The 27000-nt window shown below is 60.2% G+C and carries 27 protein-coding genes and 1 pseudogene; 17 read left to right on the top strand and 11 right to left on the bottom strand.

Features of this window, described 5'->3' with window-relative positions; translation table 11 throughout:
- Together ACK83U_RS04245 and ACK83U_RS04240 are read right to left on the bottom strand one after the other, a co-directional pair.
- Positions 1 to 1305 carry a hypothetical protein gene (locus ACK83U_RS04245; RefSeq protein WP_412474793.1) on the bottom strand — a complete coding sequence of 435 codons (1305 nt, stop codon included), beginning with the start codon at positions 1303 to 1305 and terminating at the stop codon, positions 1 to 3.
- A gap of 37 nt (positions 1306 to 1342) precedes the next feature.
- A complete protein-coding gene (locus ACK83U_RS04240; RefSeq protein WP_112337922.1) occupies positions 1343 to 2086 on the bottom strand; it encodes a phosphoglycerate mutase family protein in 744 nt (247 codons plus the stop codon).
- 391 nt (positions 2087 to 2477) lie between these two features.
- Between ACK83U_RS04240 and rpsF the strand changes: the two genes are divergently transcribed.
- The 4 genes from rpsF (at position 2478) to rplI (ending at position 4929) form a co-directional block, all read left to right on the top strand.
- Positions 2478 to 2924 carry a 30S ribosomal protein S6 gene (gene rpsF / locus ACK83U_RS04235; protein ID WP_015339354.1) on the top strand — a complete coding sequence of 149 codons (447 nt, stop codon included), beginning with the start codon at positions 2478 to 2480 and terminating at the stop codon, positions 2922 to 2924.
- Between the two features lie 12 nt (positions 2925 to 2936).
- Positions 2937 to 3185 carry a 30S ribosomal protein S18 gene (gene rpsR / locus ACK83U_RS04230; protein ID WP_004122103.1) on the top strand — a complete coding sequence of 83 codons (249 nt, stop codon included), beginning with the start codon at positions 2937 to 2939 and terminating at the stop codon, positions 3183 to 3185.
- A 165-nt stretch (positions 3186 to 3350) separates the two neighbouring features.
- Positions 3351 to 4331: a DUF2232 domain-containing protein gene (locus ACK83U_RS04225; protein ID WP_112607319.1), complete on the top strand. Its 981-nt coding sequence runs from the start codon at positions 3351 to 3353 to the stop codon at positions 4329 to 4331.
- Positions 4332 to 4350: 19 nt separating this feature from the next.
- Entirely contained in the window at positions 4351 to 4929 is a 579-nt protein-coding gene (rplI, locus tag ACK83U_RS04220) for a 50S ribosomal protein L9 (protein WP_015339352.1), read from the top strand.
- A 95-nt stretch (positions 4930 to 5024) separates the two neighbouring features.
- On the opposite strand, the gene ACK83U_RS04215 is transcribed toward rplI, so the two are convergent.
- The 3 genes from ACK83U_RS04215 to ACK83U_RS04205 are packed head-to-tail and all read right to left on the bottom strand — an operon-like array spanning position 5025 to position 8208.
- Positions 5025 to 6092 (bottom strand): HlyD family secretion protein, encoded by a 1068-nt coding sequence (locus ACK83U_RS04215; RefSeq protein WP_112607321.1) that lies wholly within the window; start codon positions 6090 to 6092, stop codon positions 5025 to 5027.
- A 17-nt stretch (positions 6093 to 6109) separates the two neighbouring features.
- A complete protein-coding gene (locus ACK83U_RS04210; RefSeq protein ID WP_112607323.1) occupies positions 6110 to 7756 on the bottom strand; it encodes an MFS transporter in 1647 nt (548 codons plus the stop codon).
- Positions 7757 to 7764: 8 nt separating this feature from the next.
- A complete protein-coding gene (locus tag ACK83U_RS04205) occupies positions 7765 to 8208 on the bottom strand; it encodes a MarR family winged helix-turn-helix transcriptional regulator (RefSeq protein WP_112607325.1) in 444 nt (147 codons plus the stop codon).
- A 348-nt stretch (positions 8209 to 8556) separates the two neighbouring features.
- On the opposite strand from ACK83U_RS04205, the gene ACK83U_RS04200 reads away from it, so the two are divergent.
- Positions 8557 to 10053 (top strand): replicative DNA helicase, encoded by a 1497-nt coding sequence (locus tag ACK83U_RS04200; protein ID WP_112337927.1) that lies wholly within the window; start codon positions 8557 to 8559, stop codon positions 10051 to 10053.
- A 67-nt stretch (positions 10054 to 10120) separates the two neighbouring features.
- Here ACK83U_RS04200 and ACK83U_RS04195 read toward each other — a convergent pair whose 3' ends face one another.
- The 5 genes from ACK83U_RS04195 to ACK83U_RS04175 form a co-directional block, all read right to left on the bottom strand.
- A complete protein-coding gene (locus ACK83U_RS04195; RefSeq protein WP_112607327.1) occupies positions 10121 to 10423 on the bottom strand; it encodes an AzlD family protein in 303 nt (100 codons plus the stop codon).
- Positions 10420 to 11124 (bottom strand): AzlC family ABC transporter permease, encoded by a 705-nt coding sequence (locus tag ACK83U_RS04190; RefSeq protein ID WP_112607329.1) that lies wholly within the window; start codon positions 11122 to 11124, stop codon positions 10420 to 10422. Before ACK83U_RS04190 ends, ACK83U_RS04195 begins: the two co-directional genes overlap by 4 nt.
- A 193-nt stretch (positions 11125 to 11317) precedes the next feature.
- Positions 11318 to 12139 carry an AraC family transcriptional regulator gene (locus tag ACK83U_RS04185; protein WP_112607622.1) on the bottom strand — a complete coding sequence of 274 codons (822 nt, stop codon included), beginning with the start codon at positions 12137 to 12139 and terminating at the stop codon, positions 11318 to 11320.
- A 312-nt stretch (positions 12140 to 12451) separates the two neighbouring features.
- A complete protein-coding gene (locus tag ACK83U_RS04180) occupies positions 12452 to 12931 on the bottom strand; it encodes an SRPBCC family protein (RefSeq protein ID WP_112607623.1) in 480 nt (159 codons plus the stop codon).
- 4 nt (positions 12932 to 12935) lie between these two features.
- Positions 12936 to 13271: an ArsR/SmtB family transcription factor gene (locus tag ACK83U_RS04175; protein WP_015339343.1), complete on the bottom strand. Its 336-nt coding sequence runs from the start codon at positions 13269 to 13271 to the stop codon at positions 12936 to 12938.
- A gap of 148 nt (positions 13272 to 13419) precedes the next feature.
- On the opposite strand from ACK83U_RS04175, the gene ACK83U_RS04170 reads away from it, so the two are divergent.
- The 3 genes from ACK83U_RS04170 to alr all read left to right on the top strand — a co-directional run bounded on the left by ACK83U_RS04170 (position 13420) and on the right by alr (position 16266).
- A complete protein-coding gene (locus tag ACK83U_RS04170; protein WP_112607331.1) occupies positions 13420 to 14061 on the top strand; it encodes a dihydrofolate reductase family protein in 642 nt (213 codons plus the stop codon).
- Between the two features lie 221 nt (positions 14062 to 14282).
- Positions 14283 to 14783, top strand: a complete 501-nt coding sequence (locus ACK83U_RS04165; protein ID WP_112607333.1) for a GFA family protein — start codon at positions 14283 to 14285, stop codon at positions 14781 to 14783.
- Positions 14784 to 15102: 319 nt separating this feature from the next.
- On the top strand, positions 15103 to 16266 hold the full coding sequence (gene alr, locus ACK83U_RS04160) for an alanine racemase (RefSeq protein ID WP_112607335.1): 1164 nt from the start codon (positions 15103 to 15105) through the stop codon (positions 16264 to 16266).
- Positions 16267 to 16287: 21 nt separating this feature from the next.
- Here the strand turns inward: alr and ACK83U_RS04155 are convergent, their stop codons facing one another.
- Entirely contained in the window at positions 16288 to 16923 is a 636-nt protein-coding gene (locus ACK83U_RS04155; RefSeq protein ID WP_112607337.1) for a LysE family translocator, read from the bottom strand.
- A gap of 153 nt (positions 16924 to 17076) precedes the next feature.
- Between ACK83U_RS04155 and radA the strand changes: the two genes are divergently transcribed.
- The 9 genes and pseudogenes from radA (at position 17077) to cimA (ending at position 26954) form a co-directional block, all read left to right on the top strand.
- Positions 17077 to 18480: a DNA repair protein RadA gene (gene radA, locus ACK83U_RS04150; RefSeq protein WP_112337934.1), complete on the top strand. Its 1404-nt coding sequence runs from the start codon at positions 17077 to 17079 to the stop codon at positions 18478 to 18480.
- Between the two features lie 91 nt (positions 18481 to 18571).
- Positions 18572 to 19176 (top strand): annotated as a pseudogene (locus tag ACK83U_RS04145) (CvpA family protein).
- Between the two features lie 164 nt (positions 19177 to 19340).
- Positions 19341 to 20825, top strand: a complete 1485-nt coding sequence (purF, locus tag ACK83U_RS04140) for an amidophosphoribosyltransferase (RefSeq protein WP_112607339.1) — start codon at positions 19341 to 19343, stop codon at positions 20823 to 20825.
- 71 nt (positions 20826 to 20896) lie between these two features.
- Positions 20897 to 21637 carry an SDR family NAD(P)-dependent oxidoreductase gene (locus ACK83U_RS04135; RefSeq protein WP_112607341.1) on the top strand — a complete coding sequence of 247 codons (741 nt, stop codon included), beginning with the start codon at positions 20897 to 20899 and terminating at the stop codon, positions 21635 to 21637.
- 221 nt (positions 21638 to 21858) lie between these two features.
- Positions 21859 to 23250 carry a cysteine--tRNA ligase gene (gene cysS / locus ACK83U_RS04130; RefSeq protein WP_112607343.1) on the top strand — a complete coding sequence of 464 codons (1392 nt, stop codon included), beginning with the start codon at positions 21859 to 21861 and terminating at the stop codon, positions 23248 to 23250.
- Between the two features lie 2 nt (positions 23251 to 23252).
- Positions 23253 to 23729, top strand: coding sequence for a GFA family protein (locus ACK83U_RS04125; RefSeq protein WP_112337939.1), 477 nt, complete (start codon positions 23253 to 23255; stop codon positions 23727 to 23729).
- Positions 23722 to 24198: a GFA family protein gene (locus ACK83U_RS04120; RefSeq protein WP_112337940.1), complete on the top strand. Its 477-nt coding sequence runs from the start codon at positions 23722 to 23724 to the stop codon at positions 24196 to 24198. Before ACK83U_RS04125 ends, ACK83U_RS04120 begins: the two co-directional genes overlap by 8 nt.
- Entirely contained in the window at positions 24195 to 25163 is a 969-nt protein-coding gene (gene pip, locus ACK83U_RS04115) for a prolyl aminopeptidase (RefSeq protein WP_112607345.1), read from the top strand. The genes ACK83U_RS04120 and pip overlap by 4 nt, the downstream gene beginning before the upstream one ends.
- 174 nt (positions 25164 to 25337) lie before the next feature.
- Positions 25338 to 26954 carry a citramalate synthase gene (gene cimA, locus ACK83U_RS04110; protein WP_112607347.1) on the top strand — a complete coding sequence of 539 codons (1617 nt, stop codon included), beginning with the start codon at positions 25338 to 25340 and terminating at the stop codon, positions 26952 to 26954.
- Positions 26955 to 27000 lie beyond the last annotated feature (46 nt).

Raw genomic sequence — 27000 nt, 5'->3', positions numbered from 1 at the left:
TTATTCGGCCGTTGCGGTGGAAGCGCTGCAGCAGATTTCCCGAACGTAATTATTGCCGTGAGTTATGATCGCACTGAGAGGGATTTGTTTACTCCCCATAAGGTGCTGATATACCAGTGGCGCGATATTTTTGTCGTAGACGTCCTTGATGGTAACTGCATACCGGCCTTGGGCGGTCAAATGGACCGCCATGGGAGGATTTGCCCCCTTGGCCAGCTGGATAGCTGTCTTCAACACCGGATGGACGGTTATTTCGATATATTGTTTGCCAAAGCGATTTTCTTCAAATTCGCGCACCCACACCGCCGTCTGATGCATATAGCCAGACTTTTTGCCGATCGACACACGATACCAGTCGCCAATGCTCTTCTTGATCGTCAGCTCGCTCCCATTCGGGAAAGTCCCAATCGTCTTGGCGCTCATGTTCCGGCTTGCCTTCAGCGGGGCTGCACCTGTGTCGTCCTGAACAATGCCGTTTCTTGAGATCGGAACTTGCAGAAGCGGCGAATCCTCGCTCGTTGGCTGAGCCGCGTTGCGCGCTTCAGCACTCGCCACCGGAGCATCGTTAGACAACGATTTTGCCTCGAACTCCTGAAGCTCCTGGTATGACACTGTCGTTACCCTAAACTGTGTCATTTCGCTCGAGGACAGATAGCGTATATCGTTGCTGTCGTATTTGAGAGTGAGCTGCAGCAAACCGGGATCGATGCCCATTTCATTCATATAGGCAATCACGTCGGCGGTCTGCCGCTGGACGGCTGCAACAGCGATCTCGACATCCATCCCCTTTGTATCGCTGAACGAAGATTTGTGAACGCCGATCGAGCCCGGTTCGGCAAAACGGCCCACTCCGCCGAGAAACGATAGGGAGCAAGCCGAGGAGCATTCAGCGCTTCTGACAGCAAGAGTGCTGAGCCCCAGAGATCTGATCAGCCGACCAAGTTCCAGCGCTTTATAGACATTGCCACCGTGACTGTCGAAGCCGACATAAATAGCGCGGCTGGAAACAGCCTTATTACGGAAAAGGCTCAGATCATCATCGGCTTCGAAGCTGCCAATGACCGTGATATAGGTAATGCCATCATCCGCGGTTCGAACGTCGTAGCTCAGCCGAGCCGCGACCTCTTGCGCAAGAAGGGCGAAGCCCAAAGCAAAACCCAGCAAAGCAAAGCTTTTCTTCACAGTCTTCACAGCCCATCCCCATCGCACCCAAGCCATGAATTCCACAGCTCCAGCCGTTTCACAAGCCATGATTGCAAACACATTCGAGAGCCAGCCTTGCCGCTCAAATAAAAGCAGGCTCATGCAGCAGCGGAAGAGCCATGCCTACTGCAAGCAACTATTACTCCGCCTTCGGCGCAATCGCCAATTCGGAACCATAAGCCTCCTTCAATTCTTCCTGCCCCTTCACCCGGTCCGTGGATTTGTGAAGCAGGATCGACCGATAACCCTCCGAATTGCGCCCTTCAATCAAGGTGACATCGGCATTTCCCGGATTGTCCGAGCGCTCGAACCAATCGACCGGGTGGTGCAGGAAGTTCATCTCGAGGGCCCGGTTGGTGACGCCGTGGCCGACGATGATGACGTTGTTTCTGCCGGTTTCGGCGTCGTGCATGACGGTCTGCAGGAACAGACGGACGCGCTGGGCGACATCGGCGCGGCTTTCGCCATCGGGCGGACGCGCATAGAACTTGCCGTTGTTGTTGCGCAGCCTGGCCCATTTCTCGAACTCGTCGGGGAATTTCCGCTTCTGTTCGGCGTGATCGTAGATTTCGGTGAAGAGCCCGAAATCCTGCTCGCGCAGCAGATAATCCTCTCTGACATCCCCGATGAGCTCGGCAGACAGAACCTCCAGCAGGGCATCCTTGCTCTGCCGCGTCCTCAGGAAAGGCGAGTACCAGACGCACAGCTTGCGCAATTCGGCTGATGGCAATGCCTTCAGATAGGCTGATATCGCCTCCCCCGCCTCCAGCACCTGCCGATAGCCCCATTCGGTCAAGGGCACATTGTGATCGCCGAACTGCCGATAGGCTCGGTCGTCTATATTGCCAAGGGATTCGCCGTGCCGAACGAGAAAGATGCGCATGAACCATCCCTGTTGCTGCAATTCGCATCCCATCATATGGGAGAGCGCGGCGGGTGCAACGCTGCGGCGAACAGGAGCTCACGATTTGGCCCGAGCATCAACGCCGCTCACGGGCAAAACGGCATAATTTCGCTCGTACCCTTGCCTTTCGGAGAAAAATCCGTATAAGCCGCCCTGTTCGCAACCCGGTCTTCTGGCTGGTGGCTGAACGGAGGGCCGGTTTTCCGCAAGGGGAATCGTTCGGAACGGAAGCGTTCCAGCCTCCCGTGTCTCCGCTCTCGACCGTCTCGGAAACGCTTTTCTTGCTTGGGTTTACCCTCTCAGGAGCAGTCGTTGAGGCTTAGCCGCCGAATATCGGGTTCAGACCAACGCAAGAAAGGCAAAGCTATCCATGGCTCTTTACGAACATGTATTCCTTGCCCGGCAGGATATTTCCGCTCAGCAGGTCGACGCCCTCGTAGAACAGTACAAGGGTGTCATCGAAGCTCACGGCGGTAAAGTCGGGCGTATCGAGAATTGGGGCCTCAAGTCCCTTACCTACCGCATCAAGAAGAACCGCAAGGCTCACTACGCCCTGATGGACATCGATGCTCCGGCCGCTGCGATCCAGGAAATGGAACGCCAGATGCGCATCAGCGAAGACGTCCTGCGTTACATGACGATCGCTGTCGAGAAGCACGAAGACGGCCCGTCGGCCATGATGCAGAAGCGCGACCGTGACGACCGTCCGCGCCGCGATGGCGACCGTCCGGAGCGCAGCTTCGGCGATCGTGGTCCGCGCCCGGATCGTGGTGACCGCGAAGACCGTCCGCGCCGTCCGCGCGAAGACCGCGTATAAGGAGATTTGAGAATGTCTGAAGTTTCCTCCGCACCGGTCCGTCGTCCGTTCCATCGCCGCCGCAAGACCTGCCCGTTCTCGGGCGCCAATGCGCCGCGCATCGACTACAAGGACGTTCGTCTCCTGCAGCGCTACATTTCCGAGCGCGGCAAGATCGTTCCGTCCCGCATCACGGCCGTTTCCCAGAAGAAGCAGCGCGAACTCGCCCAGGCGATCAAGCGCGCGCGCTTCCTCGGCCTGCTGCCCTACGTCGTCGCTTAATATAAGCTGACGCCGACCGAATTAGAGGGAAGGCAGCGATGCCTTCCCTTCTCCCTTTCGCGATGGGCGCGGATCGGAACCTTGAAACCCCATGTTGGGGATAAGCTTTCACGCCCGCGTGGCGAAGGCATCCTCTAACTGCTCGATACGAAGCAGGACAGCGACGTGAAAAAGTTGAACGCAAAAGAGCTTGGCATCGGCACGCTCGCCGGTCTGACCGCCGCCCTACTCGTGTATGGCGCGACCCTTCAGCCATTGTTGTTCATCCTGTTCGGCGCGCTTTCCGCTCTCCCGATTCTGATCGTCGGCCTCGGCTGGGGCAATATCGCCGTCATCGTTGCCGTCGTGGTCGCCGGCATCGTCGGCACGATCATCGCACCCTCCGTCTATTTCGGGCTCTTCGTCGTTCTCCTGACGCTGATCCCCGCTTGGCTCAGCCATCTCGCCAATCTGGCGCGTCCTGCCTCCGAACTTGGCGGGCCGGATAATCTGATGGCCTGGTATCCGCTCTCCGACATCATGCTGCATCTGTGCGGCCTTGCAGCCGTCGTCATCATCGTCGCCGGCGCGGTCATGGGTTACGGTGCCGATTTAGTGGGACAAGTCGTCGACGCCTACATGGCCGCGGTGAACCAGCAGTCTCCCGATCTTCAGCTCAATCCGGTTGCGATCGCGAAGATGAAGTCGCTGATGCTCTACATGATTCCGATCGCGTGGGGCATGATCTGGGTCATGATGCTGCTCGCCGCCTATTATGTAGCGACCCGCATCGTCGCGGCATCGAGCCACAATCTGCGTCCGCGCGACGATATCCCCTCGTCGCTGCGTATGAACCGCAATGCGATCTTCGTCTTTCTCGTGGCGATCGTCGCGATCTTCTTCGGTGGCGTTCTCGGCCTCATCGCCGCCGCCGTGCTTGGCGCCTTCGGCGCGGGCTTCATCGTTTCCGGCTTTGCCTCGCTGCACTACCGGACGCGGGGCAAGGACTGGCGTCTGCCGGTTCTGATCATCTGCTACCTGGTATGCTTCTTTGTGACGCTGCCGCTCTTCATCATCCTTGTTCTCGGCCTCTACGATACTCGCAAGGCGATATCGCTCACCCCGAACAAGAATGCCGACACACCCAAACAAGACACGAAAACCTGACATCGAAAGGAACAAGAAAATGGAAGTCATTCTTCTCGAACGCATCTCCAAGCTCGGCCAGATGGGCGAAACCGTCAAGGTTCGCGACGGCTTTGCCCGTAACTACCTGCTGCCGCTCGGCAAGGCGCTGCGCGCCAACGCCGCCAACAAGGCTCGTTTCGAAGCCGAGCGCGCCACGCTCGAAGCCCGCAACCTCGAGCGCAAGAGCGAAGCCCAGAAGGTTGCCGACGTTCTCGGCGGCAAGTCCTTCATCGTCGTTCGCTCGGCTGGCGAAACCGGCCAGCTCTACGGTTCGGTCGCTGCTCGTGACGTCGTCGAAATCCTCGCCGCCGAAGGCTTCAACATCGGCCGCAGTCAGGTTCACATGAACACGCCGATCAAGGCTATCGGCCTGCACGATGTTGCCATCGGGCTTCACGCCGAAGTCGAAATCAAGGTTGAACTCAACGTCGCCCGTTCCGCTGAAGAAGCCGAGCGTCAGGCCAAGGGCGAAACCCTCACCTCCGCAGACGCCATCTACGGCGTTGACGAAGACGCGCTGCGTCCGGAAGATTTCTTCGATCCGGAAGCTGACCGCGACGGCGAAGAAGAAGCTTGATCCTCAAGCCTTCTCCAAAACTGTGAATGAAAGAAAGCCTGGGTCCTCGACCCAGGCTTTTTGGTTATTGGCAGACGATAAAGCGAACGCCTCTGTCAGTCGTTATTCCTGGGCTCCGGCAGTGGAGCCGAATCCTTGTCAATCGAAACGACGACGGACATGCCAGGCGCCAACTGGTCGGCGAGTGGCTGTCCATCCTCGATCTTGATCCTTACACCGAGACGCTGGGCGACCTTGGTGAAATTGCCCGTGGCGTTGTCGGGCCTGATGACGGCAAATTCGGAACCCGCTGCCGGAGAGAAACGCTGGATGCGGCCCTTGATCTCGCGATGCCCGAGCGCATCCACGGAAATCGTGGCGGGCTGATCGAGCTTCATGCCATCGAGCTGCGTTTCCTTGAAATTGGCTATGACCCAGACGTCCTTCGGCACCAGGTTCATCAGCTGCGTACCTGGTGTCACATATTGGCCGAGGCGTACGCCAACTTCCCCAATGCGGCCGTCCTGCGGCGCCCTGATGGTCGTGTTGTCGAGATCGATATCGGCAAGCTGCACGGCAGCCTCCGCGCCGCTGACACCGGCTTCCAGGGAGGCGCGGTTGACGATGATCGTCGTCAGGTTCTGCTGAGAGACGTCGAGAGCGGCCTTTGCCTGATTGACCGATGCCTGAGCCTGCTGCAGCGTCGCCTGCGCCTGTTCGGAATCGCTCGTGGTCGAGACACCTCTGGAGACCAGTGTCGTGACGCGATCGAAGGCAAGCTGGGCACGCTTCAGCGCTGCGTTGGCGCTGTCGATCTGCGCCTGGCTGGAGACGATGCCGGCCTTGGCGGCCTGCTCCTGCTGCTGCGAATTGGCAAGTGCCGCCTTCTGCCCGTCCAGCGTCGCGTGGGCTTGCGCCACCTTCTGCTTGTAGATGCGGTCGTCGATCTGGGCGAGCACATCGCCCTCCTTGACGAGCTTGTAGTCCTTGATCGGCACGTCGGTGATATAGCCGCTGACCTGCGGGCTGATCGTGGTGACATAGCCTTTGACATAGGCGTCGTCCGTGGTCTCGACGGAGGTTTTGAACGGCGGCAGATGCCAGGCATAAAGTATCAGCATGACGCCGCCGACACCGGCGAGCACGGCGATGACTTCGATTGGAGAGCGAACGAGCCTCGACATGGAGCTATTTCATATCCTCATGGGTTGGATGTCACGACCTCAGCCCGACCGTCGGCCAGGCGAGCCCTGACGAATCGGAAGAAGACATGGATTGAGAGGCCGGCAAGCGACAGGAAGGCGATTACGGCGGCAGTGAAGAAGGCATCTCCATAGGCGAGCATATTGGCCTCGCGGCTGACCTGCGCACCGAGCAGCGCCAGCCCCTCCCCCTTCAGGAGCGCGCTATCCCCGATCACCTTGCCATAGGAGGATGAAAGCTGGCTGACGCGGGTGGCCACATGCGGATCCGTCAGCAGCACGCGCTCGGTCAGGACGGCGGAATGGAACTTCTCGCGAATGGTGATCAGCGTGCCGTAGAAGGCTGAGCCGATCAGGCCGCCGATACTTTGCGTGAAGGTGAAGACGACAAAGAAGGTCACCAGATAGGGGGGACCCTTGGATATAGCCTCCTTGAAGCCTTGCGACATGGAGGGCGGCAGGAACAGGGCCGCGCCGGCTGCGACCAGCGCCTGGCTGAAATACATCTGCTCAGGACGGGTCAGGTTCGTCACCTGCGAATCCATCAGCGAGCCCACCCCCATCAGGATAAGCGCGGCGAACTGGATCTGCCACGTGTAGCCGTAGCTCATGAACACGGTGCAGATGAGCCCGCCTATGATGGAGAAGGCCAGGATGATCCAGTACAGAATGGAAAGCTGATCATAGAGGAGCCCGACCGCGTTCTGATAAAAGGTCATGATGACCGAGGTCTGCTCGGCGGCAATGATGCGGAAGACCAGCAGGATCGCCGTCAGATGTAGAATTTCCGGCCGAAGCAGCCAGCGAACGTCGATCAAAGGCGTCGACCGCCTCAGCTCGACGACAATGGCAACGGTCAGGGACGCGATGGCAATCACCAGGACGAGCCCGAGCCATGGCACCTCCAGCCACCAGTAGAGGCGCCCGACCGACAGGGCGACGGCCAGACAGCCGAAACCGATCGCCACGAGAAGGTAGCTGAAGATATCGCCCAGCACGATGACTTTTACACGCGGCGGCGGTGTCAGCGGCAGCAGATAGATGATCGGCATGACGAGGAGCGCCAACGCCATCTCGAGCGTGTACAGGCCACGCCATTCGCCATAGTCCAGCAGCGAGGGTGACACGAGGCGCGTGATGGGAGCGGCAAGCAGCGTGTTCATCATCGCCAGGCTGACGCCAACAGTCATCTTCTTCGCCGGCTCGAAGGCCTCCAGCATATAAAGGAAGCCGAGTGTCGATAGCGGCGCGCCGGCAATTCCGCTCAGGAAGCGGACGACGATCGCAGAATGCAGGTCGGAGACGAAGAGATTGAGCAGCGAGGCGAGCACGAAGCCGAGAATGCTGACCTCGGCGAAATTGCGCACGCCATATTGAAGGCGAATCTTCACTAGAGCGATGGCGAGGCTGACATTAGGCGCCATGTAGGCGGCAGAAAGCCACGCCGATTCTGTGGTGGTCGCCGCAATGGTTCCCTGGATCTGCGTAAGGTTGGCGAAGGCAAGATTAAGACCCAGACCCTGGGTCAGGAAGAACAGAACGGATGCCGCAATATAGAGCGGCACTTTCCAGCCCGGCATAGGCGGTGGAGCGGGCTGGACGGCGTTGGCTTGCGCATTGGCTACCGGGCCCGGATCCCCGCTCATGCATTACCTCATGATTTGCCGATATTCTGAAGATTGGCAGTCATGGCGCGAATAACCTTCAGCGCCATGCCGACATCCTCGTCCGAAATCCCCTCCAAGATATCCGCGCGCACACCGGTGGCAAGAGCTTCGACCTCCGCAGCAACGACTTTTCCGGATTCCGTTATGAAGATTTGCTTGGCGCGGCGATCGGATACGGCGGCCCGACGTTCGATGAAATTCTGCGCCTCCATCGCATCAAGGATGCGTACGAGCGTCGGCGTTTCCAGCTCCAGCTCGTCGGCGAGCTCTCTCTGGTTTATCCCATCCCGGCGGGAGAGCTTGCGAAAAACCCTCGCACGGGAGAGGGTCATGCCGTGCTCGCGAACGAGGGCGTCAAAAGCCGCCCTCAGCTTGCGATTGAACGAAGAGAGGTCGTCGAAAAGTTCTTGTCTTGATGGCGCACCTGGCATTATTGCAACTTTATACTATTAGCATCCTACCCTAATTTAAAGGGAATACCCGGATTTTCCCAGCTTTTCAAGCATGATAGCCGCAACAATTGATGTACACGGCGAAAGACCCGGCTAAAATATCCCCACGGATGATTTGCATATGTGATTCGTGTGTCGATCTTTTCGTTGCAAAGTGGTCACAAGAGATTTTTTACGTCCCGGCAATCTGCGCCTGTGGACGAGTGGAAAAACGTTGATAGGCCGGACCTATTCGCCCCACTTCGCGTGGACGCTCATTTGCACGGTTGACCATGACATCGGATCGTCGCAAACCAGTCGACACCCTAAAGCATGAAGAGATGGAAAATGAACGAAGCTGCGCGCAAGCTCGCCGCCATTGCTCCCGCCGACCAGCACTATCGCGAAGCGCCCAATAACATTGAGGCGGAACAGGCTCTGCTCGGCGCCATTCTCGTCAATAACGATGCCTATTACCGCGTCTCCGACTTCCTGAAGCCGATTCATCTTTACGAACCGCTGCACCGCAAGATCTTCGAGGTCGCCGGCGACATCATCCGCATGGGCAAGACCGCCAACCCCGTCACGATCAAGAGTTTCGTGCCGGCGGACGAGAAGGTCGGCGACATGACGGTTGCGCAATATCTAGCGCGGCTTGCCGTCGAAGCCGTGTCGATCATCAATGCGGAAGACTATGGGCGCGCCATCTATGATCTGGCGCTGCGCCGCGCGCTGATCACTATCGGTGAGGACATGGTCAACATCGCCTATGACGCACCGCTCGACATGCCTCCGCAGACGCAGATCGAGGATACGGAGCGCCGGCTGTTCGAGCTTGCCGAGAATGGCCGCTACGACGGCGGTTTCCAGTCCTTCAACGATGCCGTGGCGCTCGCAATCGACATGGCGGCCGTCGCCAAGGAGCGTGACGGCGGCCTCTCCGGCATCTCCACGGGCATCCACTCGCTTGATAGCAAGATGGGCGGCCTGCAGCGCTCCGACTTGATCGTCCTTGCCGGCCGCCCCGGCATGGGTAAGACCTCGCTTGCGACCAACATCGCCTACAATATCGCCGCCGCTTACGAGGGCGAAGTCCAAGCGGATGGCTCGATGAAGGCGAAGAACGGCGGCGTCGTCGGCTTCTACTCGCTGGAAATGTCGTCCGAACAGCTCGCCACGCGTATCATCTCCGAGCAGACGGAGGTCTCTTCGTCGAAGATCCGACGCGGCGATATCAATGACGCCGATTTCGAAAAGCTCGTCGCCTGCTCTATGATGATGCAGAAGGTGCCGCTCTATATCGACCAGACCGGCGGTATCTCCATCGCCCAGCTTTCCGCGCGTGCCCGACGCCTGAAACGCCAGCGCGGCCTCGACGTTCTAGTGGTCGACTATGTGCAGCTGATGACCGGCTCCGGCAAATCGAACGAGAACCGTGTTCAGGAAATTACCCAGATCACCACCGGACTGAAGGCGCTCGGCAAAGAATTGAACGTGCCGATCATCGCGCTCTCCCAGCTCTCGCGTGCAGTCGAAAGCCGCGACGACAAGCGGCCTCAGCTTTCCGACCTGCGTGAATCCGGTTCGATCGAGCAGGACGCCGACGTCGTACTCTTCGTGTTTCGCGAGGAATATTACGTCAAGAACCAGGAGCCGCGCGATCCGAACGACCCGAAATATGGGGAATGGGAAGCCCTGTTCGACCGCGTCAAAGGCACGGCCGACGTCATCATCGCCAAGCAGCGCCACGGACCGACGGGCACGGTGAAGCTCGCCTTCCAGTCGGAATTCACGCGCTTTGCCGATCTCGCCGACCCATCTTTCACGCAATATGAGGAACATTGACACGAAGCTTGACGCGTCAATATTCCGCTGGGACGGACAACCGCTTCGCACTTTTCCCGGAGACGCTTCACAGTCCCGCAGCTCGCAGCAAAGCCACCGTCGCAACACCAACAACAACGCTTGCCAGCATCGGCAAGCGGCGGGAGGCGATTGCGGTGGCCGCGCAGGCCAGCGCCTCCGCCCAGCCGGTAGCAAAAGCCGTCGGAGCAATGACGGCCATCAGCACAGCCGGTGGAATAGCTTCGATTGCGGTTCGCCGGCGCTCGTCGATCTTCACGTAGCGAATCAAGACAAGACCGCCAACACGGGTGAAGATCGTTGCGGCAGCCATGGCGAGGATGGCCAGCAGTGTGTTGAGATCGAGCGTCATGCCGCCTGCTCCCGCGCCCGGCCTTTCCAGAAAGCCATTCCCAGTCCCGCCAGCGCGCCGGCTGCAATATGCCAGACACCGGGCACGAACTGGTGGACAGCAACGGCTGCAATTCCGCTCGCAGCAAGCACCGCGCCGGTTTCCGGTCCTTTCCAAAAGCCCATGACCAGCACGATGAAGACAGCGGGAAAGGCGAAGTCGAGACCGATGACGGCGGGGTTGCCGAGAAAGGCGCCAAGCAGAGCACCCGCAAGCGACGAGCCGACCCAGGCCAAATAGAAGGGCGTGACGATGCCCGCATACCAGGCGGGTGTGAGCCGCAACGTGCCGGCGCGGAATTCCGCCATAGCCCAAATCTCGTCGGCGAGAAACAGCATGGCGATATAGCGTTTGATGCCGGAGAAAGACTGCATCTTCGTGCCGATCGAAGCGCTCATCAGCAAGTGCCTGACATTGACGAGCAAGGCCGCGAAGCCGGCGCCAATCCAGCTTGCGGGATGTGTCCAGATATCCATCGCCACGAATTGCGAGCCGCCGGCGAAGACGAGCGCGCTCATCAGTGTGGTCTCAAGCGGCGAAAGCCCCTTCGTCGCCGAAACCGCGCCGAACACGAGGCCGATCGGCAGGACGGCGACGATCAGCGGAAAAATGGCACGCATCCCGGCGTTGAATTCGCCGGCCGGCCGGCTTTGCTGCAACATTGGCAACCTCCACTTCAACAATGACGAAGAGGTAGCCGACGGCATCTGGCGCTGTATTGAACGAAAGTGACTAGAGCTCCATCCAGAATCGGCAAAGCGTTTTCAACATTCGCAGGAAAGCGAAATGCTCTATGTATTTGTTTCTTTACGTATTCCGGATGGAAAACCGCTGCGCACTTTTCCTGGGAATGCTCTAGCCGACGCGGAATTGACCGGGGGTGACGCCGGTGCGCGATTTGAAGTGGCGCGTGAAATGCGCCTGATCGGCGAAACCGCATTCCATGGCGACATCGGCCGGCATGCGGCCTTCCCTGAGCAATCGGCGGGCAACGATGACGCGCCGGTCGGTCAGAAAGGCATGGGGCGTGATATGATACTCCCTCCGGAAAGCGCGGATCAGGTGCGCGCGGCTCAGCCCCGCAATCTTGGCCAACTCCTCCAATCCGATATCGCTGTCGAAATTCTCACTGAGGTAATCGCGGGCGCGCGCGACGGCGCTACGCTCCTTCGTATCGACGGGAAGGATGATAGTGCTGCCGTAGCGCGCAAAGAGCGCCGCCAGCACCGAGAACATGCCTTCATCGGATTCCAGCGCGCCGGCGCCGCTCTCAAGTGTGCGGTGCGCCTTGTGGAAGGCGCTGGCAAGCTGCGGATCACGCAACAACGAACGAGCGAAAGATGGCGTCGCGTTGAAGGCTTTGCCCGTGACGTCTTCCAGAATGTCGACGAAGAGCTTCGCGTCCGGGTAAATCATGCGGTAGCGATAGCCCCCGCCGCCCGGAGCGCCGTCATGCACGATGCCAGGATTGATCAGATAGAGATCGCCCGGCCCGGTTTCTTCGCGCCTGCCGCGCAGCGTGGCGATCTGGCTACCGCTTTCGATCGCCCCGATACTGAAGGTGTCGTGCGCATGCGGCGCATATTCATGCGTCACAAAGCTTGCGCTCAGGCATTCCATGCCGCGAAAGCGACCGTCCCGCCAGAAGCGGGTCGTTTCCACCTTGGCAAGCGGCATGGCGTCAGCCGCCTCTTTCTGCGAAACGTTCTGCATATCAGCACATTATCGAGCCGGCTGCCGCGCGTCTTGAACAAAAGTGATCGCATATGAGAAAGGCTGGTATCCAGCCTTTCCGCGCTTTCTCCTTGCCACAATCCTCTCTACAACTTGGTTATCATTGAGGCGATTCATGACAGATTTTCCCTCCCCTTCTGAGGCGGCGATGCCTTCACTTTCGCGGCCTGATCTCGACGCGCTCGCCGAAACCGGCGCAAGCATGGGCGGTGAAGATTTGCGTAGAGAGACCCCTCTGCTTTGATGGATCACACGTCAGCCGTCCAACCATGCTGCGAGGCCATCCAGCGTCTGTAGGCCGTATTCGACCGCGCCGAAGCCGATGACGAACCGGCGCCGCTCGGGGCTGGGGTGGAGTTGGCGCAGGGTAAGAACCGTCTTGCCGTCGGCTTGCTCATCGAAGGTCACTGTGACGCGGAAACGATCGGGGTCATTGGGCTCCGGCGTGCCATGATCCATCACAATCCGCTCGTTCGGGACGATCTCCAGAAAGCGCATGAGGTTCGCAAAGCGCTGCTTCCGGCCCTCGAACACGCCCACCATGTCGAACCGCCAGATCCCGCCCTCGCGGATGTCGGCTTCGTGGTTCTCAATTTCAAATCCGGCCGGACCGTACCATTCGGCGAGGGCCTTGGGGTCCATCCACGCGGCAAAGACCTTGTCGCGCGGATGATTCAGCAGTTTCACCAGCACGATTTCCCTATCGAGCGCCCAAGTTTCGAACGGGTTTGCCATGTTCTCAATCATCCTCTTCCTTCTTGTCCAAGTAGACTTCCAGACGATCCAATCGTTCGGTCCAGCGCCTGCGCTCTGCCTCCATCCAGTCCGCAGCCTCGTCGAAGCGCGCCTGCACCAGTCGGCACCAGCGGCTGCGCCCCCGCTTCTCGCTAGCGATCAGTCCGCAATCCTCCAGCACCTTGAGATGCTGGGCGAAGGAGGGCAGTGCCATGTCGAAAGGTTCGGCAAGGATGCTGACTGGCACCTCGCCCTCAGCCAGCCGCGATACCACCGCGCGGCGGGTCGGGTCGCTGAGAGCATGAAAGGCAAGATCGAGGGGCGTCGAATGGTAAGGCATATGACTCGGTAAAACGTCTTCAACCTTTAGTCAACAACAATAAGGTACTTGCCTTAGTGTCTGCATCTTATATAAAGGCACTTACCTTAGTGTTGAGCTCCGGACTGCTGGAGCAACTATGGTGCAACCACTCGCAAGGAGAGCTCCAGTGGCAATACGTGTCGATCTCATGATCTCGCTCGACGGGTTCGCAACGACGACGGATCAGACACCCGAAACCCCGTTTGGCGAGGACTGGCCGCGTCTCGTCGGCGCATATGTTGCAACGCGAACGTTTCGCGAGCGCGTCCTCAAGGATACCAGCGGAACCGGGACCACAGGTGTCGACGATAATTACGCCAGAGAATACTTCGAGAACGTGGGTGCCGAGATCATGGGCGCCGGCATGTTCGGGCTGCACAACTTCCCCGACGACCCGAATTGGCAGGGCTGGTGGGGCGAAGAACCGCCCTTCCGCGTCCCAGTCTTCGTCCTCACTCATACTCCCAGACCTTCCCTGGAGATGGCTGGCGGCACCGTCTTCCATTTCCTCAGCGCGGCGCCGACCGATGTGCTCCAGCAAGCCGTCGAGGCGGCGGACGGTAGAGACGTAAGGATCGGCGGTGGCCCTACGGTCGTTCGCGACTTTCTGAAGGCGGGCCTTGTCGATCGTCTTCATGTCGCGATCACGCCGATTCTGCTCGGACGAGGCATACGCCTGTGGGACGATCTGCGTGGCCTGGAAGCTGGCTATGCGGTCAAATCAGAAACCGCACCGAGCGGCACTATCCATCTCACCTTCCAACGCTAGCCGCCTGCCTCTGGCCTACCAGCGCGCACCAGAACTTCGCTGCCGCGAGGCCATCCAAACAGTCTCTGCGAACTTCGGCCGCCGCTTATAACCGGTGGCCGAAGCGAAAGTCATAGGTAGACGTCTGAAGGCGTGATCGGATCCGTCGTTCTGCTGGACGATCAAAAGATGAAAACCTAAAAAGCATTAAGCCCAAACCCGCCCTTGAAGGAGGAGAAAAATTGAAGCGCATCGAGATGAAGATAAGCGGCGGCTGCCAGTGTGGTGCTGTGCGCTACCACGCAAGCGCTATGCTCGATAATTCGCATCTCTGCCACTGCCGCATGTGCCAGAAAGCCTCTGGCAACATCTTTGCCGCGCTCGTCGCCGCGCCTAATGATGCGCTCACCTGGACACGCGGCAAGCCGAGCGTCTGGAAGAGCTCGGAGCTTGTCGAGCGCGGCTTCTGCGCCAATTGCGGCACGCCATTGTTTTTCCATCACCTCGAAAACGGTCGCACCAACCTGATGATCGGTTCGCTGGACGATCCGCACGCCTTCCCGCCGCATGCCAATACCTGCACCGAGAACATGGTGGCCTGGTTCAATACGATCACGGGCATAGAAAATACCGGTGCGACCGAAAATAACGGCGCCGATTGGGCTGCGGCGATCAAGACGAGCAACAACCAGCATCCTGATCGCGATACCGCCTCATGGCCGGTGAGATGGCGTAACGACTGAGTCCTATTCCGGCGATTGCCGGCGGGGTACTGTCCGTTGCCGCTATTCCGAAATAGCCATCATCCCGGAAACTAAAGCCTACGACTGCCTACTTCCAAGATGATGCGCGCTGCGTGCATGAAGGTTTGTTCTTCAGCTAATTCGAGCCTCGAAGCAGCCGGTGGTTCAGGCGCTAAGCCGGAAGCTGTCGTCAGACATGTGGCGGCAGTTTTTGCCTAGTTCCGCATACATGCCTCGCAGCACTTTTTCTTTTCATCGACGACCGGTATCCTGGCTCAAGCCAAATCACCTCCGGCCACTTCCTTATTTAGGGCGCCCCATGACAGATAATTTCAATGACGACGATGCTTTCGCTTCCGCCGGCCTGCGGCTGACGGTGGATCTCGGCGCGCTCGTCGAAAACTGGCGCGACCTCGCGCGCCGCTCGGGGAAAGCCCGCACGTCAGCCGTGGTCAAGGCCGATGCCTACGGGCTCGGGATCGAGGATGTAGGCGAAACGCTTTATTGCGTCGGCGCGCGCGATTTCTTCGTTGCGACAGCGGATGAGGGCGCGACCTTGCGGCTCTATGCCCCCGAGGCCCGCATCTTCGTGCTCGGCGGCATCTGGCCGGGTATGGAGCGGCGGTTCTTCGAAAACGATCTCGTGCCCGTCATCGCTTCGGAGGAGCAACTGACCTTCTGGATGTCTGTTCTATCCGACTATGGCGACTATCCCTGTGCGCTGCAGGTCGACACTGGCTTCAACCGGCTCGGCCTGCCGATGGACGATGCGATGGCGCTTGCCGATGACGTCTCCCGCCCGGCAAGCTTTGCACCAGTGCTTGTCATGAGTCACCTCGCCTGCGGCGACGATCCTTCCAATGCAATGAACAGGCAGCAGCTCGAGGCCTTTCGCAAGGTCAGCGCTGCCTTCGAAGGCATCGAGGCAAGCCTTGCCAATTCGGCCGGCATCTTTCTCGGCGCCGACTATCACTTCGATCTTACCCGTCCAGGTATCGCCACCTACGGCGGCGAGGCGGTGCCCGGCTTGGCCAATAAGATGCGCCCGGTGGCAACGGCGGAGGCGCGGATCATCCAGACCCGCTCGGTCAAATCGGGCGAAACCGTAGGCTATGGCCGTGCGCTGCAACTGACCCGCGACAGCCGGCTGGCAATCGTCTCCGCCGGCTACGCCGATGGCTATATGCGCAGCCTATCGAGCGCCGGCGTGCCGCTGCGCGAGACCGGCATTGCAGGCGGTCATGGCTTCATTGCCGGTCATAAGGTGCCCGTTGCCGGCCGCATCACCATGGACCTGACCATCTTTGATGTCACCGACCTGCCGGAGAACCTAGTCAGAGCCGGTGACTATGTCGAGCTTTTCGGCAGCAACATCTCGGTCGACGAGGCCGCAAGGGCGGCAGGCACGATCGGCTACGAGATGCTGACCAGCATGGGGCTGCGGCACGAGCGCCGGTATATCTCGGAAGAAACCGAGGAATAGCCCGGCTACTCCTCAGAATATTTAGCGGGCGCTGATCGCCAACCGGACGCCAAGGGCGACGAACAGCGTGCCGAGACCGCGATCGAGCCACAGGCCGAGGCTCCGATTGCGCCGAAGCGCCTCGCCCAGACGGCCGCCGAGCAGGATGAGCGGCGGCTCGATGAAGGCGGCGACGACAATGATGAGGCTGCCATGCAGAAGAAGCTGCGCCCAGACCGGGCCGGCGCCTTCGACGACGAATTGCGGTAGGAAGGCCAGGAAGAAGATCGCGACCTTCGGATTGAGCAGCGAAACCATGATGCCCTGCCGATAGATGCGGCCAAAGGACAAGGCTTTACCAGCCTCCTTGATCCAGGCCGCCTCGCCCTTCGAGCGCAGCGCCTGGATGCCGAGCCAGATCAGATAGGCGGCACCGACCCATTTGACCGTCGAGAAGGCCAGCGCGGAGGCAGCAAGGATCGCCGAAAGTCCCGCAGCCGCCATCAGCACATGCAGGCACGCGCCGCTCCAGATGCCAAACAGCGCCGCAAAGCCCGAGCGCATGCCGCTTCTGATCGTATGGCCGAGAATGAAAGCGATATCCGGCCCCGGCGACAGATTGAGGAGGGTTGCAGCGGTGAGAAAGGCGATCCAGTGCGCAAGCGAATAGTCAAACATCGGTCATCGTCCATAAAAACCCAGCATAAAAACTGACACGATCGCCATTGATACGGAAATCATTAGTTTTGATAGGCCGGGAAAGACATTATCTGTCAGCCGATCGCGATTCGTCGCAAAGAGCGAAGCATTTGAACTTGAGAACAGCATCCGATGGCTAAGGCCCGTACACAATTCATCTGCCAGAACTGCGGCACGGTCCACAATCGCTGGGTCGGCAAGTGCGACAGTTGCGGCGCATGGAATACCATCGTCGAGGAAGATCCGATGGGCGGGATCGGCGGCGGACCGGCCAAGACACCCCGCAAGGGCAAGCCGGTGACGCTGACGACGCTTTCGGGCGAGATTGAGGAAGCCCCGCGCATCCATACCGGCATATCCGAGCTCGACCGCGCGACAGGCGGCGGTTTCGTGCGCGGCTCGGCCGTCCTTGTCGGCGGCGATCCCGGCATCGGCAAGTCGACTCTGCTGATGCAAGCCGCGGCCGCCCTCGCCCGGCAGGGGCACAAGATCGTCTATGTCTCCGGCGAAGAAGCCGTGGCGCAGGTTCGCCTGCGCGCCCAACGTCTGAAAGCGGCTGATACGGAAGTGCTGCTGGCCGCAGAGACCAATGTCGAGGACATTCTCGCGACGCTCGCGGAAGGCAAGCGGCCGGATCTCGTCATCATCGATTCCATCCAGACGCTGTGGAGCGAGCTTGCCGAATCCGCGCCCGGCACGGTAACGCAAGTGCGTACCGGCGTGCAGGCGATGATCCGCTTCGCCAAGCAGACCGGCACGGCCATGGTGCTGGTCGGCCATGTCACCAAGGACGGCCAGATCGCCGGGCCGCGCGTCGTCGAGCATATGGTCGATGCCGTCCTCTATTTCGAAGGCGACCGCGGCCATCATTACCGCATCCTGCGCACGGTGAAGAATCGCTTCGGTCCCACCGACGAGATCGGCGTGTTCGAAATGTCCGACGCCGGGCTTCGCGACGTGCCCAATCCGTCCGAGCTCTTTCTCGGCGAGCGCAACGAAAAATCGCCCGGTGCGGCTGTCTTCGCCGGCATCGAGGGGACACGTCCGGTGCTGGTCGAAGTGCAGGCGCTGGTCGCGCCGACATCGCTCGGCACCCCGCGCCGCGCCATCGTCGGCTGGGATTCTGCGCGCCTTTCCATGATTCTCGCCGTTCTGGAAGCGCATTGTGGCGTGCGGCTCGGCCAGCACGATGTTTACCTCAATATTGCCGGTGGCTACCGCATTTCCGAGCCGGCTGCGGACCTTGCCGTCGCTTCTGCACTGGTTTCCTCCCTAGCCGGTCTTGCTCTGCCCGCCGATTGCGTCTATTTCGGCGAAGTCAGCCTGTCGGGCGCCGTCCGGCCGGTTGCGCACACCGCCCAGCGCCTCAAGGAAGCCGAGAAGCTGGGATTTTCCGGGGCTGTTCTGCCTGCCGCTTCCGCCGATCTGCCGAAGGTCAACGGCGGACGCTGGAGCGAGATCGATAGCCTGCCGGATCTGGTGGCGCGCATTGCCGGATCGAAGGGCGCGCTGAAACGCGCGGAAGATGAAGACTGAGCCTTACTTCAGCCGTTCTTGGCGAAGAAGAGGCTCCTGATTGAGGCCGATGCCGACCAAAAGGTCTGGCAAGTCTTGAAGTGGATTATAAATGCCCATTACGATTTTCGACGGTATTGTTATCGGCGTTATTCTCTTCTCCGCCGTTCTGGCCATGGTCCGTGGCTTCTCGCGCGAAATCCTCTCGATCGTCAGCTGGGGCGGCTCCGCAGTCGCCGCTTATTATCTTTATCCGCTGCTCGTTCCCTATGCCCTTCAATACAAGGCCGACACCAAGATCGCGACGATCGCGTCAGCCGCCGTCATCTTCCTGCTGGCGCTCATCATCATTTCCTTCATCACCATCCGGATTGCCGATTTCATCATCGACAGCCGCATCGGCGCGCTCGACCGCACGCTCGGTTTCCTCTTCGGCGCGGCTCGCGGCCTGCTCCTGATGGTCGTCGTCGTGGCCTTCTGGAACTGCTGGTGGCACCGGCCGCACGTCCGGACTGGGTCAACAACGCCAAGTCGAAGCCGTTCCTCGATTCGATGGTCGAGAAGCTGACCGCAGCGCTTCCGCAGGACATTCAGGCCAGGCTGCCGGCCGAGATCCTCAACAAGATCGCGCCGAAGCAGCAAGGAAATGGCGATAACGCCGCGCCGAGCGATACCGCGCCCTCGGATGACGCGCCGGCGCCGCAGACAAACAATTGACGGTGCGTTTACAGGCTTGACCTGCCGCTCGAGAATCGCCATTTGAGCGGCGTGACAATAGAAGATCCGGCCCGATATTTTTTCCGGCCGGATTTTGAGCTATTTTAATGGTTACTCGTGACGCCGCCCCGATCCGCCCACGTTGAGAGAAAAGGCCCGCAGCCATGAATCATTCCCTTTCCTTCGAGGACGATATCGACGGCGACACGCTGCATGAAGAATGCGGCGTCTTCGGCATTCTGGGGCATCCGGATGCGGCGACGCTGACGGCGCTCGGTCTGCACGCCCTGCAGCATCGCGGCCAGGAAGCGGCCGGCATCGTCTCTTTCGATGGTCAACGCTTCCATTCGGAGCGGCGGATGGGTCTGGTTGGCGACCACTATACCGATCCTGCGACGCTCGCGCGGCTGCCTGGCGACCGTTCGATCGGCCATGTCCGCTATTCGACCACGGGCGAAACGATCCTGCGCAACGTCCAGCCGCTGTTTGCCGAGCTGGAAGTCGGTGGCATCGCCATCGCCCATAACGGCAATTTCACCAACGGCCTGACCATGCGCCGTCAGCTGATCGCCGACGGCGCCATCTGTCAGTCGACCTCGGATACCGAAGTCGTCCTGCATCTCATCGCCCGCTCCAAACAGGCTTCTTCTTCCGATCGCTTCATCGATGCTATCAGGCAGATGGAAGGCGGCTATTCGATGCTCGCCATGACGCGCACGAAGCTGATCGCCGCCCGCGACCCGATCGGCATCCGGCCGCTGGTTATGGGCGAACTCGACGGCAAGCCGATCTTCTGCTCGGAGACCTGTGCCCTCGATATCATCGGCGCGAAATATGTCCGCGACGTCGAAAATGGCGAAGTCGTCATCTGCGAGATCCAGCCCGACGGCTCGATCACCATCGACGCCCGCAAGCCGGAAGTTTCGCAGCCCGAGCGTCTCTGCCTCTTCGAATATGTCTATTTCGCCCGTCCCGATTCCGTCGTCGGCGGCCGCAACGTCTATGTCGCCCGCAAGAACATGGGTATCAACCTTGCCAAGGAAGCGCCTGTCGCGGCCGACGTGGTCGTGCCGGTGCCGGACGGCGGCACGCCTGCTGCCATTGGCTTTGCCCAAGCGAGCGGCATTCCCTTCGAACTCGGCATCATCCGCAACCATTATGTCGGCCGCACCTTCATCGAGCCGACGCAGCAGATCCGCGCCTTCGGCGTGAAGCTCAAGCATTCCGCCAACCGCGAGATCATTGCCGGCAAGCGCGTGGTGCTCGTCGACGATTCCATCGTTCGCGGCACGACCTCGGTCAAGATCGTGCAGATGATCCGCGAGGCCGGCGCCAGCGAAGTGCATATCCGCGTCGCCAGCCCGATGATCTTCCATCCGGACTTCTACGGCATCGACACGCCGGACGCCGACAAGCTGCTCGCCAACCAGTACAGCAGCCTGAAGGCCATGTGCGATTTCATCGGCGCGGATTCGCTGGAATTCCTGTCGATCGACGGGCTCTACCGAGCCGTGGGCGGCGAGCCCCGCAACAATGCGCAGCCGCAGTTCACCGACCATTATTTCACCGGTGACTATCCGACGCGCCTGCTCGACAAGGAAAGCACCAGCAACGTGCGCAAGCTTTCCGTTCTCGCCAGCAACGGCTGACACGCCCAAGTAACGGCCGAGAGGGGCATTTCGCTCCTCTCCCTTCCCTTACATATCCGGATCCAGGCAGCATGAGCGTCAATCTCAAGGACAAGATCGCCCTCGTCACCGGCGCATCGCGCGGTATCGGCTATTTCACGGCACTGGAACTGGCCAAGGCTGGTGCGCACGTGATCGCCTGCGCTCGCACGGTTGGCGGGCTTGAAGAGCTTGACGATGCCATCAAGGCTGCCGGCGGCTCGGCAACTCTCGTTCCTTTCGACCTTGCCGACATGAATGCCATCGACGCGCTCGGCGCTTCCATCTACGAGCGGTGGGGCAAACTCGATATTCTGGTCGCCAATGCGGGTGTCCTCGGCGTGATCTCGCCGATCGGCCACGTCGAAGCCAAGGTGTTCGAGAAGGTGATGACGATCAATGTCACCGCCACATGGCGACTGATCCGCTCCGTCGAGCCGCTGCTGATGCGCTCCGATGCCGGTCGCGCCGTCATCCTCTCCTCGGCCGCCGCTCATCGCTGCCGGCCCTTCTGGGGTCCCTATTCCGCCTCTAAGGCGGCTGTCGAGGCTTTGGCCCGCACCTGGGCCGGGGAAACGCAGAGCACGCCGCTGCGCATCACCAGCGTCGATCCCGGTGCTACCCGCACCGCCATGCGCGCCCAGGCGATGCCCGGCGAAGACCCGGATACGCTGCCGCATCCGCGCGAGATCGCCCAGGCGATCGTCCCGCTCACCGGCCCAGACGTCACTGAAACCGGCAAGCTTTTCGTCGCGCGCGAGAACAGGCTCGTCGACTATCGGATGCCGGAATAAAAACATCCCAGGCCTTTGCGCGAGACGCCTTATCCCTACTTGACCAAATTCATCCGGCGCGCGATAAAGCCGCCCATGAAAACGGTTATCTGCATTATCTGCCGGAAGATTATTCGCTAGCGTTTCGCTGGCCTGGCCGTTTTCGTCTCCCAAAATCCAAGATGACAAACGTCCGGCCTGCCGGTGACGGTATTTTCGGATTTATGCCTTGGGAGAATGATATGGCCGCCGAGCCGCAATTGAAGTTCTACAACACGCTGACGCGCGAAAAGGTCGATTTCCAGCCGATCGACCGCAACAACGTCCGCATGTATGTCTGCGGCCCGACGGTCTATGATTTCGCCCATATCGGCAATGCCCGTCCGGCGATCGTTTTCGACGTGCTGTTCCGGCTGCTGCGGCATGTCTACGGCGAGAGCTGTGTCACCTATGTCCGCAATATCACCGATGTCGACGACAAGATCAACGCGCGAGCGCTACGCGACCATCCTGGCCTGCCGCTGAACGACGCGATCCGCCTGGTGACGGAAAAGACCGAACGGCAGTACCGCGAGGATACGACGGCGCTCGGCTGCCTGGAGCCATCTGTGCAGCCGCGGGCGACTGAAAACATCGCGCAGATGATCGCGATCATCGAAACGCTGATCGCCAAGGGCCATGCCTATCGGGCGGCCGGCGAGGTGCTGTTCGACACCAAGTCGATGGCCGATTACGGTCAGCTTTCGAAGCGCAATCTCGACGAGCAGCAGGCTGGCGCCCGCGTCGCAGTCGACGAACACAAGAAGAGCGCTGGCGATTTCGTGCTGTGGAAGCTCTCCGCTGAGAACGAGCCCGGCTGGGAAAGTCCCTGGGGCCGCGGCCGCCCGGGCTGGCATATCGAGTGCTCGGCCATGAGCGGGCGCTATCTCGGCGATGTCTTCGACATTCATGGCGGCGGGCTCGACCTGATCTTTCCGCATCATGAGAACGAAATCGCCCAATCGCGTTGCGCGCACGGTACGCATGCGATGGCGAACGTCTGGATGCATAACGGCTTCGTACAGGTCGAAGGCCGTAAGATGTCGAAATCGGAGGGCAATTTCGTCACTATCCACGAACTGCTGCAGACGGACAAACTCGGCGGCCGGACGTGGCCGGGTGAGGTGCTGAGGCTTGCGATGCTGATGACGCATTATCGCGAGCCGATCGACTTTTCCGTGAAGCGCCTCGAAGAAGCCGAACGGCTGATCGCCAAATGGCCGGCTGCCGAAGTAAGTGGGGCGACTCCCGATGAAACCGTGCTTGCCGCACTCGGCGACGATCTCAACACCGTTGCCGCCATCCAAGCACTGCATGCCCTGGCGCAAGCTGCCAATGCCGATGCCCGCCTCCTGTCGGTCTTCGCGGCCAGCGCCGATCTTCTCGGCCTGCTGCCGAAGAAGGCGGAGATCGACGAAGCTGTAGCCGCAGAGATCGATGCCAAGGTGCGCCAGCGTCTGGAGTTGCTGAAGGCAAAGAACTTCGCCGAGGCTGACAAGCTTCGCGAGGAGCTGACGGCAAGAGGTGTTCAGCTCAAGGATGGGAAGGATGCGGCGACGGGTGAGCGCATCACGACTTGGGAGATCAAGCGGTGAGCATGACCTACACCGGCGGCTGTCAGTGCGGCGCGGTTCGCTTTCGGGTGCGAGGCGAGCTGAAGGATGCCTCCATCTGTCATTGCCGCATGTGTCAGAAGGCATTCGGCGCCTATTATGCGCCGCTGGTTTCGGTGCGCGGCGCCGAGCTTACATGGACACGTGGCCAGCGGAAGGCGTTTCAATCCTCGAACTTCGTAAAGCGCGGCTTCTGCGGGGATTGCGGAACGCCGCTGACCTATGAGGCGCCCGATGGCATTGCAGTTGCGGCCGGTGCCTTCGACGATCCCTCGCAACTGCCGCCTGTCGTCCAATATGGCACGGAAGCCAAGATCGGCTTCGTCGATCGGCTGCATCTGCTGCCTGGACACCGGACCGAAGAGGACGCCGAGCAGGCGCCTTTCGTGCTTGACATCGTATCCTACCAACATCCCGATTACGACACCCGAAGCTGGCCAGAGGAGAAGCACCATGAGTGAAGCCATCAGAAGCGGAGGATGCCAATGCGGTGCGGTGCGGTTTCGCATTCGCGGCGAGCTTGGCCGTCCGTCGATCTGCCATTGTCGCATGTGCCAAAAGCAGTTCGGCAACTTCTTCTCCGCCCTCGTTACGGCACCTGAAGATGGCCTGGAATGGACGCGCGGTGAACCGACCTATTTCCAGTCCTCCGTCAACATCGATCGCGGCTTCTGCAAGAACTGCGGCACACCGCTGACCTACCGTCATCCGGGCGGCCTCGAAATCGCCATCGGCGCCTTCGACGAACGCGACGATCTCGCCCCTCAGATCCAGGTCAACCACGCCTATCGTCTGCCCTGGGTGGAGACGATTTTCGAAAAGCCAGTCCATCAGGATCCGGATTTCTACTCGCGACAGGAGCAGATCATATCGTTCCAGCATCCCGACCATGATACGGATGTCTGGCCGGCGGAGGGACTAAAAATATGACCGAAGTCCTGCGCACATTCTATCCGGAAATCGAACCCTATGCTTCCGGTCACCTCGATGTCGGCGACGGGCATGTGATCTATTGGGAACGGGTGGGAACGCCCGGCGCCAAGCCCGCCGTCTTCCTGCATGGCGGGCCGGGCGGCGGCATCTCGCCCAGCCATCGCCGCGTATTCGATCCCAGGCTCTACGACGTGACCCTGTTCGATCAGCGTGGCTGCGGGCGCTCGACGCCGCATGCAGGCCTGGAAGCCAATACGACATGGCACCTCGTTGCTGACATCGAGCGGCTGCGCGAAATGGCCGGCGCGGAAAAGTGGCTGGTTTTCGGCGGCTCCTGGGGCTCGACGCTGGCGCTCGCCTATTCCGAAACGCATCCGGAGCGTGTTTCTGAGCTGGTCGTGCGCGGCATCTATACCCTGACGAAGGCCGAACTAGACTGGTATTATCAGTTCGGCGTCTCCGAAATGTTCCCCGACAAATGGGAGCGTTTCATCGCCCCTATCCCACCGGAAGAGCGTCATGAAATGATGGCCGCCTACCATCGGCTGCTGACGCACCCTGAAAAGGCTGCGCGCCTCGAGGCCGCCAAAGCGTGGTCGATCTGGGAGGGTGAGACGATCACGCTGCTGCCGGAGCCCACCGTCAGCGCCCAGTTCGAGGATGCGGAATATGCGCATGCCTTCGCCCGTATCGAGAACCATTTCTTCGTCAATGCCGGCTGGCTCGAAGAGGGCCAACTGCTGCGCGACGCCTACAAGCTGAAAGACATTCCCGGCGTCATCGTCCATGGCCGATACGACATGCCCTGCCCGGCCAAATATGCCTGGGCGCTGCACAAAGCCTGGCCGAAGGCGGAATTCCACCTGATCGAGGGCGCGGGCCATGCCTCGTCCGAGCCGGGCATCCTGGACCAGCTCATCCGCGCCACCGACAAGTTCGCAGGCAAGGTATCGGCCATATAAGGCCCCTCACCCTAGCCCTCTCCCCGCGCGCGGGGAGAGGGAACGACCTCAAAAGCCCTTCGCCCCGTGCAAACGGGGAGAAGGTGGACTCAAACGGTTTAGCAAGGGCGAAACCGAGAGAGGACGGATGAGGGGCACGCCATTATCAAGAACCGGTCCGCCGGAGGAAACAGTATGACACGCGAAAAAATCTATCTCTTCGACACGACGCTCCGCGATGGCCAGCAGACGCCCGGCATCGATTTCTCGGTCGAGGACAAGATTGCGATTGCGACCATGCTGGATGAGTTCGGCCTGGACTACATCGAAGGCGGTTACCCCGGCGCCAACCCGACCGATACGGCCTTCTTCGATGAGAAGCGCACGAAATCGGCCACCTTCGTCGCCTTTGGCATGACGAAGCGCGCCGGTATCTCCACCTCCAATGATCCCGGCCTTGCAAGCCTGCTGCAGGCGAAATCCGACGCGATCTGTTTCGTCGCGAAAAGCTGGGACTATCACGTCAAGGTGGCGCTCGGCTGTACCAACGAAGAGAACCTCGAAAGCATCGCCGAAAGCGTCAAGGCGGCCATTGGCGCCGGCAAGGAAGCTCTTGTCGATTGCGAGCATTTCTTTGACGGCTACAAGGCCAATCCGACCTATGCGCTGGCATGCGCCAAGACGGCCTATGATGCCGGAGCGCGCTGGGTCGTGCTCTGCGACACCAATGGCGGCACGCAGCCGCCTGAGGTGCGCGCCATCGTCGAGGCCGTCATTGCCTGCGGCGTTCCGGGGAACTGTCTTGGCATCCATGCCCATAACGACACCGGCCAGGCGGTTGCCAATTCGCTTGCCGCAGTCGAAGCCGGAGTGCGGCAGATCCAGGGCACGCTGAACGGCATCGGCGAACGCTGCGGCAATGCCAATCTCATCACGCTGATCCCGACCCTAGCGCTGAAAAGGGCCTATAGCGAACGTTTCGAGACGACGATCGATGCGGAGCGACTCGTCGGGCTGACCGGCCTTTCGCACGCCTTCGACGAGCTGCTGAACCGCTCGCCGGATCATCAGGCGCCTTATGTCGGCGCTTCGGCCTTTGCCACCAAGGCCGGCATCCACGCTTCGGCACTGCTGAAGGATCCGCGCACCTACGAGCATGTGCCGCCGGAAAGCGTCGGCAATTTCCGCAAGGTCATGGTCTCCGATCAGGGGGGCAAGTCGAATTTCATCAATGCGCTGAAACGGCGCGGCATCGAGGTCGGCAAGGATGATCCCAGGCTCGACCAGCTGATCCAGATCGTCAAGGAGCGTGAAGCGACAGGCTATGCTTACGAAGGCGCGGATGCGAGCTTCGAACTTTTGGCGCGCCGCACGCTCGGCACCATCCCGGAATTCTTCGCAATCGATGGTTTCCGCGTCATGGTCGAACGCCGCTTCGATTCCCACGGCCGGGTGAAAATCGTCTCGGAAGCGGTCGTGAAGATCATCATCGATGGCGAGACCATCATGTCGGTTGCCGAGGGCGACGGCCCGGTCAACGCGCTCGACCTGGCGCTGCGCAAGAATTTCGGCAAATACCAGCACGAGATCGACGACCTGGAACTGGCCGACTTCAAGGTGCGTATCCTCAATGGCGGTACGGAGGCCATAACTCGAGTCCTGATCGAATCTACGGATAGCGACGGCGTACGCTGGTGGACTGTCGGCGTGTCCGAGAACATCATTGACGCATCGTTCCAGGCGCTGATGGATTCCGTCATCTACAAGCTGATGAAAAACCGGCACATGGCCGGCAGGATCGCGGCGGAGTGATCCGCCGCCCATCAAAAAGCTTGACGATGCCGTCAATGAAATGAAT

This window comes from Rhizobium sp. WW22 (assembly GCF_047041135.1).
GTDB lineage: Bacteria > Pseudomonadota > Alphaproteobacteria > Rhizobiales > Rhizobiaceae > Rhizobium.
The sequence above is the reverse complement of the archived record's forward strand: the minus strand, read 5'-3'. Positions and strand labels throughout refer to the sequence as shown.